The following is a 15,029-nucleotide window of genomic DNA, read 5'->3' as shown; positions in this document are numbered from 1 at the left end:
GCCGACACGGCCTCCTCGACCACGTACTGGATCGCCGGCTTGTCCACGACCGGCAGCATCTCCTTGGGAGTGGCCTTGGTCGCCGGCAGGAACCGGGTACCGAGACCTGCCGCCGGAATGACAGCCTTGCTGATCCTGGGGTGCGACTGAGTCATGCCCGCAACCTTATCCGGTGCCTTTGCAGCGTTTCTGTGGCTCCGGCTGGTTGACCCTTATATGGCTGCACGGGAAGGGTGCGAGGACGAGCCGTGGAAGACCAAGGACGCGTGAGCGAGCCTGACAAGCGGAGGTTGCGGCGGGAGTTCCTCTCGGTGAGGAACAGGTTGACCGACGATGACGTCCGCGAGACGGGCCGCGCGCTGGCGGAGCGTGCGCTGGGACTGCCCGAGCTGGCGCATGCGCGCACGGTGGCGGCGTACGTCTCCGTGGGCAGCGAGCCCGGCACGGCGGCGCTGCTGGACGCGCTGCGCGCGCGAGGCGTGCGTGTCCTGCTCCCGGCGCTCCTGCCCGACAACGACCTGGACTGGGGTGAATACGCCGGCCCGGGCTCCCTTGCTCAGGTCCGGCACAGCGGGAAGATGGCGCTTTTCGAGCCCGCCGGCGCGCGTCTCGGTCCGGACGCCGTGACGGCCGCGGACGTGGTGCTGCTGCCCGGGCTCGCGGTGGACGCGCGCGGGATGCGCCTGGGGCGTGGTGGAGGGTCGTACGACCGCGTACTGGCCCGCCTGGAGCGCGCGGGCGTACGCCCCCGGCTCGTGGTGCTCCTGTACGACACGGAGGTCGTCGCACACGTCCCGGCGGAGGCGCACGACAAGCCGGTGCACGCGGTGGTGACACCCTCCGGCGTGCACCGCTTCCCGGGCGCCTGAGCGGACCCCAGGTAGGCGAAACGGCCCTCCACGCGTGCGTGGAGGGCCGCTTTCGTACCGTGCCGTCAGCGGGTCACGGTGTGAGGACCAGTGTGTCGCTCGTGTTCTCGTCGACCGCCTTGCCCGAGAACGACCAGGGCAGCAGCTCGCCCTTGGCCCACAGGCTCGTCTGGTCGGTGTAGTGCGCGCTGAAGGCGTGCCCGGAGGCGCCGGTCAGGTTGATCCACCTGGACTTGTCGAAGTCGGCGAGGTTGACGACCATCCGCATGGACGGCACCCAGACGACGTTGTAGCCGCCGGCGGCGTTCCAGCCGGTCGCGTTCACCGTGGCCTCGCCGCCGCTGAGCTTCCAGGGGCCGCGGTTGAGGATGTACTGCAGCACCTCGGGACCTTCGGTGCCGAGCGTCTGGTTCTTCAGGAACAGGCGGTGCAGCCGCCCCCAGCTCCAGGTGTCGATGTCCTTGCCGAGCTTGGCGGTCAGCTCCCAGCGGGCGTCGATCATGGCGCGGGCGAAGAGCTGGTCCATGGTGTTCGCCGCAGGACGCGTACCGGACTTGGGGGTTTTCCACCAGTCGCTGTCCGGCTTCTCCATCAGGGTGCGCACGACCTCGAACCAGCGGTCGCCGCCGTCCGGCTGCGCCTGGTCGGCGTCGCGTTCGCCGCACTCGCGCACCTTGGTGTCGTCGTCGACCGGACCGGTGCTGTCGACCTTGTCCACCCACAGGCACTGTCCCTTGACGCGCAGCTCCTTGGGGAGCTTGTTGCCGAAGGAGAGCTTGAGGATGTTGCGCCACACGGCATTGAAGTAGGCGGCTGCCGCGGAGTCGGCGTCCTGGGTGTAGTCCCAGCCCTCGAGCAGCTTCTGTGCATCGCGCACGTTCTTGTCGTCGAGGTTGATCTTCAGCAGCTTCGGCACCAGGAGCTTGGCGATCTCGCTGCTGTTGTCCAGCTGCATCTGCCGCATGTCGTCGGGCGAGATCTTGCCACCGTTGCGGACCTTGGACTCGATCAGGTCGGCGATGCGCTGGCTGCGGGTGCCGTAGCCCCAGTCGGTGGTGAGGGTGTACGGGTACTTGTTCTTGTCGACCACGGCCTGGTTGGCGGTGACGATGTAGCCGCGCTTGGGGTCGAACTCGTAGGGCAGCTCGTCCTGCTTGATGAAGCCGGTCCAGCGGTACTTCGAGTCCCAGCCCGGCGCCGGGACGGAGCCGTCGTCGGCGGAGGAGCGGGTGGGGATCCTACCGGGCAGCGTGTAGCCGATGTGGTTGTCGGTGTCGGCGTAGACCAGGTTCTGCGACGGCACGTCGAACAGGGCGGCCGCCTGGCGGAAGCCGCTCCAGTCCGCCGCCCTGTCGAGGGCGAAGACAGCGTCCATGGAGGTGCCCGGGTCGAGCGCGGTCCACCTCAGGGCGATGCCGTAGCCGTCGCCGCGGTCGGGGGCGGCGGTGTTGACCGTGGCCTTCTTGCCGACATCGACGAGTTCGTCGTCGCGGTCGGACAGCAGGGGCATCCCGTCCTGCGTCTGACGCACGACGATCGTCTTGGAGGCGCCGCCGGCGACCTTGATGGTCTCCTCGCGGGTCTTGAACGGCCGGACCTTGCCGTCGTACAGGTAGCCGTTCGAGCTCACCTTCTCCAGGTAGAGGTCGGTCACGTCCACCCCGGAGTTGGTCATGCCCCAGGCGATGTTCGCGTTGTGGCCGATGATCACACCGGGCATCCCGGCAAACGTGTAGCCGGTCACGTCGTACTGGCACTTGCTGGAGACGCTGCGGCAGTGCAGGCCCATCTGGTACCAGACGGACGGCAGCGACGGCGACAGATGCGGGTCGTTGGCGAGCAGCGGCTTCTTGTTGATCGTGTACTTCCCGGACACCACCCAGGAATTGGAGCCGATGCCCTGGCCGTTCACACCGACGGCGGTAGGAACGTCGTCCAGGACGTTGTAGAGGCCCCCCAGCTGGCTCCTGAGCGTCGATCCGCCCGCGCCCGAAGCGGACGAGCCCGCCGAGCCCGTCGTGCCCGCAGAGGCGCCTGTGGCGCCGCGGGTGGTACCGGACGTGCCCGTCGCCCCCGTCGTGCCGGACGTGCCCGTCGTGCCGGTGCCCTGCGCGGTGCCCGTGGCGCCGCTCTGCTCGAAGGACTTGGTCAGCCGGCTGTACTGGCCCTCCTGCACGATCGGCTTGTTGCGGCTGTAGGGGTAGTCCGGGTACAGGTCCTGGATCTGCTGCGGGCCGAGGCGGCCGGCCATCAGGGCGCGGTCGATCTCGTCCTGCATGTTGCCGCGCAGGTCCCAGGCCATCGCCTTCAGCCAGGAGACGGAGTCGACCGGGGTCCAGTCGGCCGGCTTGTAGTCGTTGGTGAAGCCGAGGGCGGCGTACTCGAGGGAGATGTCCTCGCCGTCCTTGCCCTGGAGATAGGCGTTGACCCCCTTGGCGTACGCCTGGAGGTACTTCTTCGTGGCGGCCGACAGCTTGGTGTCGTACTCCCGCTTGGCGATGCGGTCCCAGCCGAGCGTGCGCAGGAACTCGTCGTTCTTGACCTGGCTCTTGCCGAACATCTCCGACAGGCGCCCGGACGTCATGTGCCGGCGCACGTCCATCTCGTAGAACCGGTCCTGCGCCTGGACGTACCCCTGCGCCATGAACAGGTCCTCGTCGGAGGTCGCGTAGATCTGCGGGATGCCGTTGCCGTCCCGCTTGACGTCGACCGGCCCGGACAGGCCCTGGAGCTTGATCGTTCCCGTGGTCTGCGGGAAGGAGGCGCGGACCGTACTGATCGACCAGTACGCCCCGTAGGCGATGCCTCCGATGATGGCCAGTACCAGGACCAGCACGATCAGTCGGGCTTTGCGCCCCTTCTTCCTGCCGGACTTGGCGGGCGCGGCACCGGTGGTGGCGGTGTCACCCGTTGTGGCGGTGGTGTTGGGGGGCATCGCTGTCCTTGCTGTCCTAACGCGAGCGGCAGGTCGGGCTGTGACTTTGAATGAGCGCTGGAGCAACCATAGGCGCAGGGCCCTGTCCGCCTTGACGCGGAGTCGGGAACCAGCGCGCACGGGCGTTCGATCTTGCCCCGCCGAGCGTCAAGAAAGCGTCAAGAGTTAGGTAAGGTAACGAAGTAACCGGAGATCTCAGGGGAGGAAACGCCGCTGACTGTTCACCACCTCAACCAGCTCCTGCTCGTCTGCTCCGTGGTCCTGCTCGTCGCCGTCGCGGCCGTGCGGGTCTCCTCCCGCAGCGGGCTCCCCAGCCTGCTCGTCTACCTGGCGATCGGCGTCCTCATGGGCCAGGACGGCATCGGCGAGATCCACTTCAACAGCGCCGCGCTGACCCAGGTCATGGGGTACGCGGCGCTGGTCGTGATCCTCGCCGAGGGCGGTCTCGGCACGAAGTGGAAGGCGATCAGGCCGGTCCTGTCCTCCGCTTCCGTCCTGGCGACCGCCGGAGTCGCCGTCAGCGTGGGGGTCACCGCGGCGGGCGCGCACTATCTGGTCGGGCTGGAGTGGCGGCAGGCGCTCATCATCGGCGCGGTGGTGTCGTCGACGGACGCGGCGGCGGTCTTCTCGGTGCTGCGCAGAGTTCCCCTCCCCGCGCGCGTGACGGGCACGCTGGAAGCGGAGTCCGGCTTCAACGACGCCCCGGTGGTCATCCTGGTCGTCGCCTTCTCCACGGCCGGCCCGGTCGAGCACTGGTACGTCCTGCTGGGCAAGATAGCCCTGGAACTGGCCATCGGCGCCGCCATAGGGCTCGCTGTGGGCTGGTTCGGCTCCTGGGGGCTCAAGCACGTGGCCCTGCCCGCCTCGGGTCTCTATCCGATCGCCGTGATGGCCATCGCCGTCACCGCGTACGCCGCCGGCGCCCTGGCGCACGGCAGCGGCTTCCTGGCCGTCTACCTGGCCTCGATGGTGCTCGGCAACGCCAAGCTGCCCCACTGGCCCGCCACGCGCGGCTTCGCCGAGGGGCTCGGCTGGATCGCGCAGATCGGCATGTTCGTCGTGCTCGGCCTGCTGGTCACCCCGCACGAACTGGGCGACGACGTGTGGCCCGCCCTCGTGATCGGGCTGGTCCTGACCATGGTGGCCCGTCCGCTGAGCGTGGTGCTCAGTCTGGCGCCGTTCCGTGTGCCGTGGCAGGAGCAGACGCTGATGTCGTGGGCGGGACTGCGCGGTGCCGTGCCCATCATCCTGGCGACGATCCCGATGGTGAACGGCGTCGCCGGCAGCCGCCGCATCTTCAACATCGTCTTCGTGCTGGTCGTGGTCTACACCCTCGTCCAGGGGCCGACGCTTCCGTGGCTGGCGCGCACCCTGCGCCTGGGCGAGCAGGGCGAGGCCTCCGACCTGGGGATCGAGTCGGCACCCCTGGAGCGGCTGCGCGGGCACCTGCTGTCAGTCTCGATCCCGGAGGGCTCCCGGATGCACGGCGTGGAGGTCAGCGAGCTGCGCCTGCCGCCCGGGGCGGCGGTCACGCTCGTCGTCCGCGAAGAAGAATCGTTCGTTCCGCTGCCCACCACCGTGCTGCGCCGGGGCGACGAGTTGCTCGTCGTCGCCACCGACCCGGTGCGCGACGCGGCGGAACGACGCCTGCGCGCGGTCGCCCACGGCGGCAAGCTGGCGGGCTGGCTGGGCACGAACGGGGCGGGCAGCTTGCGTTAAGGGCGCGTTTCGGACAGTTCACGCCCCATGAAATCCCAGGCGGCCCGTTTCGTGGTGCTCGTTTTCACAGCCGTGGGCGGCGATGATCCCTGTAGCATGAAGGCGCACCCTGATCGAACCAACTCTGCCTGACGCAGAGCTGGCGCGACCGTATGGCGGCCGGGTCCCCCCACCCGCAGTGGGCGCCGGTATCTACCGCAGTCCGCGCAAGAGGACAGCTCTCGGCACCCGGGCCCACACGGCCCGCGCTACCAGGCGGCAGAAAGGCACGGGCCGTGGGATCCACGGTCACCACCACCGAACCGGAGAAGACCTCGCCGGCCTCGTCCCGCCCGGGATACGGACAGCTGCTGCGCACCCGCGGCGCCTGGACCTTCCTGCTCCCCGGTTTCGCGGCGCGCCAGCCGTTCGCGATGCTCACCCTCTCCATCGTGCTGCTCGTGCAGCACACCACCGGCTCGTACGGCGCCGCGGGCGCCACCGCCGCCGTCACCGGTGTCTCGATGGCGCTGTTCGCGCCGTACAGCGGCCGCCTCGCCGACCGCTACGGCCAGCGCGCCGTGCTGATCCCCGGCGTCCTCGTGCACACGCTGGCGGGCCTGTCCCTGACGGCGCTCGCGCTGGCGCACGCGCCCCTGTGGGCGCTGTTTGCGGCCGCCGTCCCGACGGGCGCCTCGGTACCGCAGGTCGGCCCCATGGTGCGTGCGCGCTGGGGCGTGAAGCTGCAGGGCTCACCCCTGATGACCACCGCGGCGGCGTTCGAGTCGGTCACGGACGAGCTGACCTTCGTCTTCGGTCCGCTGCTGGCGACCGCTCTGTGCACCACCGTGGCACCGGCCGCGGGCCTGGTCACGGAGGGTGCGCTGACCCTCGTCGGCGGGCTGCTGTTCGCCGCGCAGAAGGGCACGCAGCCACCGGTGAACGGTGAGAGCGGACACGCGCGCGTGGAGCACGCCTCCGCCCTGCGCGTGCCCGGTGTGCGCGTGCTGGTCGTGACCTTCCTCGGTATCGGGTCCGTCTTCGGCGGCATGCAGGTCTCGCTGGCGGCGTTCACCGAGTCGATCGGCGAGCCCGGCCTGAACGGCGTCCTGTACGGCGTCTTCGCCGCCGGAAACATGCTGTCCGGCATCGTGTGCGGCGCGATCGCCTGGAAGGCCGCCCCCCAGCGGCGCCTGGTGATCGGCTACGCGGCGCTCGCGATCGTCGCGTCCGCCCTGTGGACGGCGCACTCGGTGCTGCTGCTCGCCGGGCTCGGCCTGCTGGTCGGCATGTGCATCGCGCCGGCGCTGATCACCGGCTACACGCTGGTCGAGGGCCTGGTCCCGGCCGGCGGCCGCACGGAGGCCTTCACCTGGCTGACCGGCGCGGTCGCGCTCGGTCAGGCGGCCGCCGTCACGGTCGCCGGACAGCTGGAGGACCGGCTGTGGGGCGGCGCGGGATTCCTGGTGCCGATGGCCGGCACCGTGCTCGCGCTGGCGACCCTGCTGGCGCTGCGATCGCGGCTGGTCGCCCGGCAGCAGAACCGGACCGTCGCACGTGGCGTCGGTCACCGCGTGCCGGTCACGGTGGACTGATCCCCGGGAATACGTCACTATGGATCGTCGTTAGCACTCATCGAGTGAGAGTGCCAGGAGGAAGACAGTGCCGACCTACCAGTACCAGTGCACCGAGTGCGGCGAGGGCCTTGAGGCGGTGCAGAAGTTCACCGATGACGCCCTGACCGAGTGCCCCAGCTGCAGTGGCCGCCTGAAGAAGGTGTTCTCTGCGGTCGGCATCGTCTTCAAGGGCTCCGGCTTCTACCGCAACGACTCCCGCGGCTCCACGTCGAGCAGCAGCCCGGCGTCGAAGGCGTCGAGCTCCGGCACGTCTTCGTCCGACTCGAAGTCGTCCGCGTCGTCCACGTCCTCCTCGACGTCGTCCGCGGCCGGCTCCGCCAGCAGCTCGGCCGCCTGACATCTCTTCCCCGGACCCTGCCGTCGTACGACGGCAGGGTCTTCGGCACTGGCCGGCACCGGCTCCCCAGCGGTTTCGGCGCCCGCTAGTGTGCTGGTCATGGCGAACGCAGAGATCGGCGTAATCGGCGGCTCGGGTTTCTACTCGTTCCTCGACGACGTGACCGAAGTCCAGGTGGACACCCCTTACGGGCCGCCCAGTGACTCCCTCTTCCTCGGCGAGATCGCCGGCCGGCGGGTCGCCTTCCTGCCCCGGCACGGCCGCGGCCACCATCTGCCGCCGCACCGCATCAACTACCGCGCCAACCTGTGGGCGCTGCGCTCCGTCGGCGTACGGCAGGTTCTCGGCCCCTGCGCGGTGGGCGGCCTGCAGCCGGAGTACGGCCCCGGCACCCTGCTCGTCCCGGACCAGTTCGTGGACCGTACGAAGTCCCGGGTGCAGACGTACTTCGACGGGTTGCCGCTGCCCGGCGGCACCGTGCCGAACGTCGTGCACGTGTCCATGGCCGACCCCTACTGCCCCACCGGACGGGCCGTCGCGCTGAAGGCCGCCCGGGGGCGGGACTGGGAGCCGGTGGACGGCGGCACGCTGGTCGTGGTCGAGGGGCCGCGCTTCTCCACGCGTGCCGAATCGTTGTGGCACCAGGCGCAGGGCTGGTCGGTCGTGGGCATGACCGGTCACCCGGAAGCGGCGCTCGCCCGGGAACTGGAGCTGTGCTACACGTCGCTGACCCTGGTCACCGACCTGGACGCCGGCGCCGAGACCGGCGAGGGCGTCTCGCACGAAGAGGTGCTGCGGGTGTTCGCGGCCAACGTGGACCGGCTGCGCGGCGTGCTGTTCGACGCGGTGGCGGCACTGCCGGAGACCGCGGCGCGGGACTGCCTGTGCGTGAACGCGCTCGGCGGAATGGATCCTGGCTTCGAGCTGCCGTAGGGCACGCGGGCAACCGAGCGGACTTCCCCGTCCGGGTGAGCGGGTTATCCACAATCCGTCTGTGATCCACCGGCTCCGGCGGGATTCGGCACGAGGCCTCATCGTGGCCTCGCAAGCCGAATTCCTCGTCGCAGGCGGTGATTCCCATGCCCCGATCCTCGTCCTCCCCGTATGCGTCCTCGTCTCCTCCCCCCTTCCCGCCTCCTCTCCGGCTCCCGCATCCGCTGGGCACGGACGCCCCGGCGACCTGTGAGATCCCGCAGTTCCCTCCGGTGCGCGTGCGCGGCGGGCGGTATCAGCTGCAGCGGCTCGTACGGCACCGCAGGCGGGCCATCGCTGCCGGTCTCGCGGTGACCGCGGCCGCACTCGTCGCCGCAGGGCCGCGCGACGGGGCCGGACCGCACCGCGCGGAACAGGCCCCCGGTCACCGGGTCACCGAACCCGTACGCCGGCACGCGGTGGTGGACGTGGTGACGGCGCCGGTGCGGATCGCCGACGCGGCCACGGTCCGGCTTCTGCGACCCGGTGACCGTGTCGACGTCATCGCCGCCGGGGACCCGTCGGCCGGGGGCGGCGCCCGGGTGCTCGCGCGCGGTGTTCGGGTGACCAGGGTGCCCGAGCCCCTGGAGGGCGGAGCGGAGAGCGGGGCGCTGGTCGTGCTGTCCGTGCCGCGCACCACGGCGGCACGGCTCGTCGGTGCGAGCGCGACGGCGCGGCTGGCGGTGACGCTGTGCTGAACCGGCTCCGACAGTTCCTGGGCGGCTTGCTGTCACGTTGCTCGATCAAGCGACCGCACTGGACAGAATGGCCTCCCCGTGCCGTAGGTTGCGGAGCGTTTCGTTCCACACCCTGTGCACACGAGGAGAGTCCCCTAGGTGAGTGCGAAGCAGGAACCGAGCGTCTGGCACGGCTTCAAGGCCTTCCTCATGCGCGGCAACGTCGTCGACCTGGCCGTGGCCGTGGTGATCGGTGCGGCCTTCTCGAACATCGTCAACTCAGTGGTGAAGGGGATCATCAACCCGCTGGTCGGCGCGATCGGGACGCAGAACCTGGACAACTACAGCTCGTGCCTGAGCGCCTCGTGCAAAGGGACGCATGGCATCCGGCTGATGTGGGGCTCTGTTCTCGGTGCCACGCTGACCTTCCTGATCACCGCGACGGTGGTGTACTTCCTGATGGTCCTGCCGATGTCGAAGTACCTGGCCCGGCAGGCGGCCCGCAAGGCGGCGCGGGAGGGCACGAAGGAGGTCATCGAGGTGACCGAGCTGGAGGTGCTCAAGGAGATCCGCGACGCGCTGGTCGCACAGCGTGGACCGGGGCGCGACGAGCGCTAGGGGCGCTGCTGCGGACGGCTCAGAGGTGGTGGGGCGGCTTCTCGTCGAGGAAGCGCTTCAGGTCGGCGGCGCTGTCGCCGTCCGTGCGCTCGCCCCAGCCGCGATCGGTGTCGTCCGAGGACTGCTGGTCCAGCGGGTCGTCGAAGACCAGCGAGGGCTTCGGGTCGCGGGGCTCGGATCCGGGGGCGGTGCGCATGCCCCAAGGGTACGGCCCCGGTCCACGCGCCCGCGCGCGTCCGGCACCGCCGGCAGGAGCCGCTTGTGAATGCGTTCACTGTCTGCCGGTGCCTCTGCAAGGCCGTCCGCCCGCTTTTCTGGTGTGCTGAGAGACATGACGTCGAGTTCCGCTCCGGCGCCCGCCCCCTCGGGCGCACCACAGTCCTCCGGACCACTGCGACGGCTCACCGCGCGCGGGCGTGACGAGGCGCACCGGGTCTCCTCGCCGCTGGAGCTCTTCTTCGACCTGTGCTTCGTCGTGGCGATCGCTCAGGCGGGTGTGCAACTGGTGCATGCCGTCGCCGAAGGGCACGCGGGCGGGGGAATCCTCAACTACGCCATGCAGTTCTTCGCCATCTGGTGGGCGTGGATGAACTTCACCTGGTTCGCCTCGGCGTACGACAACGACGACGCGCTCTACCGGGTCGTCACCCTGGTGCAGATCGCCGGCGTGCTGATGCTGGCGGCCGGCATCTCCCGGGCCTTCCAGCAGCACGACTACCTCGTGGTCTGGCTCGGCTACGCGATCATGCGGCTGGCGATGGCCACGCAATGGCTGAGAGCCGCGAGATCGTCTGAGGGCGCGGAGAGAGCCATGGCGTTGCGGTACGCGTGCGGCGTGCTGCTGTGCCAGATCGGCTGGCTCGGACTGGTGCTGCTGCCCGGACCCGCACGGCCCTGGGTGTTCCTCGTGATGGCGGTCGCGGAGATGTGCGTGCCGCTGTTCGCCGAGAAGGGGCACGGCACCTCCTGGCACCCGCACCACATCGCCGAACGGTACGGGCTGTTCACCATCATCGTGCTCGGCGAGACGATCTCCGCGGCGACCGTCGCCGTGAAGTCGGCCGTGGACGAGCACCATGCGCTGGGCGCGTTGCTGCCGGCCGCTGCGGGCGGTCTCCTGATCGTCTTTTCCGCGTGGTGGATCTACTTCGTGGTGCCCATCCACGGTCACCTGCGCTCCAACAAGCAGGCGTTCCTCTGGGGCTACGGGCACTACCTGATCTTCGCCTCGGCCGCGGCGATCGGCGCGGGCCTGGAGGTGGCCGTGGAACACGCGGCCGGCAAGACCCACATCTCCGCCCTGGCCGCGTCTGCTGCCGTCACGCTGCCCACGGCGCTGTATCTGCTGACCGTGTGGGCGCTTCACTCGAGGCATTTCAAGGTGGGTATCACCCAGCAGCTGGTCCTGCCGGTCACGGCGCTGCTGGTGATCTGCTGCACCTTCCTGGGCGAATGGGCGGTGCTCGCGGCGGGGCTCGTGTCGTCGGCCGCGGTGGCGACCGGGGTGACGCTGACGGCACGCATGGTCCGTCGGGGGCGTGCGGCGAACACCACCGCTCCGGCGGGCTGAGCTCTCCTTGCAGGTGCCGCGGCAGGCGAGACTGGCCGTCATGACAGTGGACGCAATCACGGACATCGCCGGCCTGCGGGTGGGCCACGCGACGCGCAGCGGGGACGGCTGGCTCACCGGCACCACGGTCGTCCTCGCTCCGGAGGGCGGCGCGGTCGTCGCCGTGGACGTGCGCGGCGGCGGTCCCGGTACCAGGGAGACCGATGCGCTCGACCCGCGCAACGTGGTGCAGCGGGTCGACGCGGTGGTGCTGACCGGCGGCAGCGCGTACGGGCTCGACGCGGCCTCCGGGGTGATGGCCTGGCTGGAGGAGCAGCGGCGCGGGGTGCGGGTGGGGACGGACCCGGCGCACGTCGTGCCGGTGGTGCCCGCCGCGTGCGTCTTCGACCTGGGGCGCGGCGGGAACTTCCGCGCGCGGCCGGACGCGGCGACGGGGCGCGCGGCAGTGGAGGCCGCCGCGGCGAGCGCGCCGGGCGCCCGGGTGGCGCAGGGGTGCGTCGGGGCCGGCACGGGCGCCGTGGCGGGCCCGATCAAGGGCGGGGTGGGCACTGCGAGCACGGTGCTCGACTCGGGGATCACCGTGGCCGCGCTGGCGGTGGTGAACGCTGCGGGGTCGGTGATCGAGCCCGAGACGGGGGCGTTGTACGGGGAGTTGCTGCAGGGGCGGGTGGAGTGTCCCGAGGGGCGCGTGCACGAGGACGCGCGCCGGCGCCTCGCCGAGACCGCCGCCAAGAACGCGCCGCCCCCGCTCAACACGACGCTGGCCGTCGTCGCCACCGACGCCGGACTCTCCAGGGCGCAGGCGCAGAAGCTGGCGGGGACGGCGCACGACGGGATTGCGCGCGCCGTACGGCCGGTACACCTCATGAACGACGGCGACACGGTGTTCGCGCTGGCGACCGGCGCACGCTCGATGTCCGAGCGCCCGTTGGAGCTCAATGGGATCCTCGCCGCCGGCGCGGATGCCGTGACCCGCGCGATCGTGCGGGGCGTGCGCGCCGCCGAGTCGGTCGTCGGCCCGGGCGGAACGTGGCCGTCGTACAGCGAGTTGTACGGGGCGCGACAGGGGTGATGAGGGACTGACCCGTGCGCCGGGCTTGAATTGTCGCGGTTCTGTCACGTGATGGCGTTTACGGGGGTTGGACGGAACCTTCCCGGGGGCCAGTGCGCTCTTTCTTCACGCACGGGAACGGATCACGCACATCACATGAACCTGGAGCAGCACGTGACAACGCCGGACATTGCAGCGCGGCGCGCGCTGGGGGCCTGTGCCGCCATGATGGTCGGGGCCCTCGCCCTGACCGCTTGCGGTGGCAGCGCCAACGCGACAAGCGACGGCAAGGGCGGCAAGGACTCCCCGAAGACGTCGACGGCGAAGATCGTGATCTCGGCCAAGGACGGTTCGACCGACGCGTCCATCAACGCGACCGGAGTGAAGGTCAGCGGCGGCAAGCTGACCGACGTGAAGATGACCGTGGCGGGGACGGGGCAGACCGTGGCCGGGGCGATATCGGCGGACGGCAGCACCTGGAAGCCGAAGCAGCAGCTGGAGCGCGGGACGAAGTACCAGATGGGCGCGACGGCGAAGGACGCCGACGGGCGCACCGCGGCGGCCAACTCCATCTTCACCACGGTCACGTCGGCGAACAGCTTCATCGGCACCTATGCGCCGGACAACGGCAGCACGGTCGGGGTGGGTATGCCGGTGTCGTTCACCTTCGACAAGTCGATCACCGACAAGAAGTCCGTGCAGTCGCACATCTCGGTCGACTCCAGCAGTGGTCAACGGGTGGTCGGGCACTGGTTCGGGGACCGGCGGCTGGACTTCCGGCCGCAGGAGTACTGGAAGGCCGGTTCCAAGGTCACGATGAACATCGACCTGGACGGGGTCGAGGGCGCGAAGGGCGTCTACGGGGTGCAGAAGAAGACCGTCTCCTTCACCGTCGGGCGTTCGCAGGTCTCCACGGTCGACGTCAACGCGCAGACCATGACCGTGGTGCGGGACGGCAAGACGGTCAAGACGGTGCCGATCTCCGCGGGCAGCCCGCAGCACACCACGTACAACGGGCAGATGGTGATCGCCGAGAAGTTCGTGCAGACGCGTATGAACGGCTCGACGGTCGGCTTCGGCGGCGAGTACGACATCCCGGACGTGCCGCACGCGATGCGGCTGACGTCGTCGGGGACGTTCATCCACGGCAACTACTGGTACAACAAGGGCAACCCGCCCTTCGGCCGGGAGGGCACCAGCCACGGCTGCATCGGCCTCGCGGACGTGCAGGGCGCGCAGGGCGACACGTCCGCCAAGTGGTTCTTCGACAACTCGCTCGTCGGGGACGTCGTGATCGTGAAGAACTCCCCCGACACAACCGTCGCCCCGGACAACGGACTCAACGGCTGGAACATACCGTGGAGCGCCTGGACCGCGGGAAGCGCCGCCTGATCTGCAGCTTTTGACGCCACGTGAGGCCGCGCGGGAACTTCTCGCGCGGCCCGCGCGTTTTCCCGGCGTACGTTTTCTCGGTTCCCGGACATGATGTCCGACCGAGGGGCTACCGTATGCACCCACAAGGTGACATGCAGCAACGCCGGGAGAAACCTTGAGCGTTCCGTACGAGACAGCAGCGTACGAACCAGCCGAGTCGCCCGAGTCTCCGGAGGAGCACCTCGCGCGACTCCTCGGCCGTGCCCTGAACTCCTTCGAACTGCCCGACGAGGTGATACGGCAGCTCGACTGCGCGCTGGCCCACGACAGCTCGCTGCACTCCGCGCACCACAGCGCGGGCCTGCACCGGGAGACGTACCGGCACACCTGGCTCCTCGCCGACGGCTCCGCGGTCACCCTGTGGGAGCTCGTGCACAACCCCACTCCGGGCGGTCCCTCGGAGCACGAGGTGTACGTCGACGAGGAGGAGCTGCAGACGGCCACCGCGCGGCTCGGAATGCCGCCGGAGACACCGGAGTTCGAGCTGCCCGCGCTGATGCGGCTGTGGGCGATTCCCGAGCCCCGGCATGTGTTCGCCTCCGACGACTCGGCGGACCACGCGCGTCGGCTCCTGCGCCGAGCGGAGAACCCGGACCGTCCCGGTGCGGAGACGGCGGCGTTGCTGGCGACGGCGACCGCGCACGAGATCACGCAGGCGTTCGGGCGCCCGGGGCGCGCAGGACGCGCGGGACTGAGCTACGCGCTGTACGAGCACGCGTTCCTGCTGCCGGACGACAGCGAGATCTCCCTGTGGGAGGTCGAGCACACGGCGACGCCCGACGGGCGGCACATGTGCGAGGTGTACATGTCGGAGGACGCCGCCCGGGAAGCCATGGAGCGGCGCGCGGCGCGGCAGGGGTAGCGCACGCAGGTGGCGTGCGCCCGGTACGAGGGCGCTGTGGCGTCCTTCCGCCGTCAGTCGTTGGTGAGTTGCCGTGCCAGGCCTGCGAAGGCGGCCTGTTCGTCGGGCGTCAGCTCGACGGACTCCAGCGGCGGGCCGACCCGGTTCTGGCGCGGCAGGGCCGGGAGCGGGGCAGTGGTGCGCCGGGCGGGGGCCTGGCGTCCGGTGCGGCGCAGCAGGCGCGTCAGGACGACGATCCAGGCGATGGCTGCCACAGCGAGGACGGCCTCGCCGATCAGCTGGAGTGTCGGGACGTGCTCAGGCATGCGTCCCAGTACACACCACGGTCCGGGACTTTGGTCCCGGACCGTGACGTATCTCGCAGGTGCC

General features: G+C 70.2%; 15 protein-coding genes. 11 read left to right on the top strand and 4 right to left on the bottom strand.

Annotated elements, in window-relative coordinates; translation table 11 throughout:
• A partial coding sequence (locus tag ACIGXP_RS38305; protein ID WP_399776377.1) for a sugar phosphate nucleotidyltransferase occupies positions 1-155 on the bottom strand: 155 nt, incomplete at its 3' end.
• Between the two features lie 135 nt (positions 156-290).
• Between ACIGXP_RS38305 and ACIGXP_RS38300 the strand changes: the two genes are divergently transcribed.
• A complete protein-coding gene (locus ACIGXP_RS38300; protein WP_399776375.1) occupies positions 291-869 on the top strand; it encodes a 5-formyltetrahydrofolate cyclo-ligase in 579 nt (192 codons plus the stop codon).
• 73 nt (positions 870-942) lie between these two features.
• Here the strand turns inward: ACIGXP_RS38300 and ACIGXP_RS38295 are convergent, their stop codons facing one another.
• Positions 943-3,804 carry a penicillin acylase family protein gene (locus tag ACIGXP_RS38295; protein ID WP_399776364.1) on the bottom strand — a complete coding sequence of 954 codons (2,862 nt, stop codon included), beginning with the start codon at positions 3,802-3,804 and terminating at the stop codon, positions 943-945.
• A gap of 192 nt (positions 3,805-3,996) precedes the next feature.
• On the opposite strand from ACIGXP_RS38295, the gene ACIGXP_RS38290 reads away from it, so the two are divergent.
• From ACIGXP_RS38290 to mscL, 6 genes are all read left to right on the top strand, one after another.
• A complete protein-coding gene (locus ACIGXP_RS38290) occupies positions 3,997-5,523 on the top strand; it encodes a potassium/proton antiporter (RefSeq protein ID WP_363215319.1) in 1,527 nt (508 codons plus the stop codon).
• A gap of 275 nt (positions 5,524-5,798) precedes the next feature.
• Entirely contained in the window at positions 5,799-7,097 is a 1,299-nt protein-coding gene (locus tag ACIGXP_RS38285) for an MFS transporter (protein WP_399776362.1), read from the top strand.
• A gap of 67 nt (positions 7,098-7,164) precedes the next feature.
• Positions 7,165-7,476: an FmdB family zinc ribbon protein gene (locus ACIGXP_RS38280; RefSeq protein ID WP_363215260.1), complete on the top strand. Its 312-nt coding sequence runs from the start codon at positions 7,165-7,167 to the stop codon at positions 7,474-7,476.
• A gap of 99 nt (positions 7,477-7,575) precedes the next feature.
• Positions 7,576-8,409 carry an S-methyl-5'-thioadenosine phosphorylase gene (locus tag ACIGXP_RS38275; RefSeq protein ID WP_399776359.1) on the top strand — a complete coding sequence of 278 codons (834 nt, stop codon included), beginning with the start codon at positions 7,576-7,578 and terminating at the stop codon, positions 8,407-8,409.
• Between the two features lie 146 nt (positions 8,410-8,555).
• Positions 8,556-9,146, top strand: coding sequence for a hypothetical protein (locus tag ACIGXP_RS38270; RefSeq protein ID WP_363215262.1), 591 nt, complete (start codon positions 8,556-8,558; stop codon positions 9,144-9,146).
• Between the two features lie 138 nt (positions 9,147-9,284).
• The gene (gene mscL, locus ACIGXP_RS38265) at positions 9,285-9,743 is read left to right on the top strand and encodes a large conductance mechanosensitive channel protein MscL (protein ID WP_363215263.1); all 459 of its coding nucleotides are present in this window, start codon (positions 9,285-9,287) and stop codon (positions 9,741-9,743) included.
• A gap of 19 nt (positions 9,744-9,762) precedes the next feature.
• On the opposite strand, the gene ACIGXP_RS38260 is transcribed toward mscL, so the two are convergent.
• Complete coding sequence (locus ACIGXP_RS38260) at positions 9,763-9,939, bottom strand: hypothetical protein (protein ID WP_399776356.1); 177 nt, start codon at positions 9,937-9,939, stop codon at positions 9,763-9,765.
• A 135-nt stretch (positions 9,940-10,074) separates the two neighbouring features.
• On the opposite strand from ACIGXP_RS38260, the gene ACIGXP_RS38255 reads away from it, so the two are divergent.
• The 4 genes from ACIGXP_RS38255 to ACIGXP_RS38240 all read left to right on the top strand — a co-directional run bounded on the left by ACIGXP_RS38255 (position 10,075) and on the right by ACIGXP_RS38240 (position 14,660).
• Positions 10,075-11,313 carry a low temperature requirement protein A gene (locus ACIGXP_RS38255; RefSeq protein WP_399776354.1) on the top strand — a complete coding sequence of 413 codons (1,239 nt, stop codon included), beginning with the start codon at positions 10,075-10,077 and terminating at the stop codon, positions 11,311-11,313.
• 40 nt (positions 11,314-11,353) lie between these two features.
• Positions 11,354-12,385, top strand: coding sequence for a P1 family peptidase (locus tag ACIGXP_RS38250; protein WP_399776352.1), 1,032 nt, complete (start codon positions 11,354-11,356; stop codon positions 12,383-12,385).
• A 153-nt stretch (positions 12,386-12,538) separates the two neighbouring features.
• Positions 12,539-13,756, top strand: coding sequence for an Ig-like domain-containing protein (locus tag ACIGXP_RS38245; RefSeq protein WP_399776350.1), 1,218 nt, complete (start codon positions 12,539-12,541; stop codon positions 13,754-13,756).
• Between the two features lie 157 nt (positions 13,757-13,913).
• Positions 13,914-14,660 (top strand): DUF6227 family protein, encoded by a 747-nt coding sequence (locus ACIGXP_RS38240; RefSeq protein ID WP_363215267.1) that lies wholly within the window; start codon positions 13,914-13,916, stop codon positions 14,658-14,660.
• Positions 14,661-14,713: 53 nt separating this feature from the next.
• Here the strand turns inward: ACIGXP_RS38240 and ACIGXP_RS38235 are convergent, their stop codons facing one another.
• On the bottom strand, positions 14,714-14,965 hold the full coding sequence (locus ACIGXP_RS38235) for a hypothetical protein (protein WP_363215268.1): 252 nt from the start codon (positions 14,963-14,965) through the stop codon (positions 14,714-14,716).
• Positions 14,966-15,029: the final 64 nt, after the last annotated feature.

This window comes from Streptomyces sp. NPDC053069, from assembly GCF_044546895.1.
GTDB lineage: Bacteria > Actinomycetota > Actinomycetes > Streptomycetales > Streptomycetaceae > Streptomyces.
Note: the sequence above shows the minus strand (reverse complement) of the source record. Positions and strands in the feature narration are given on the sequence as shown.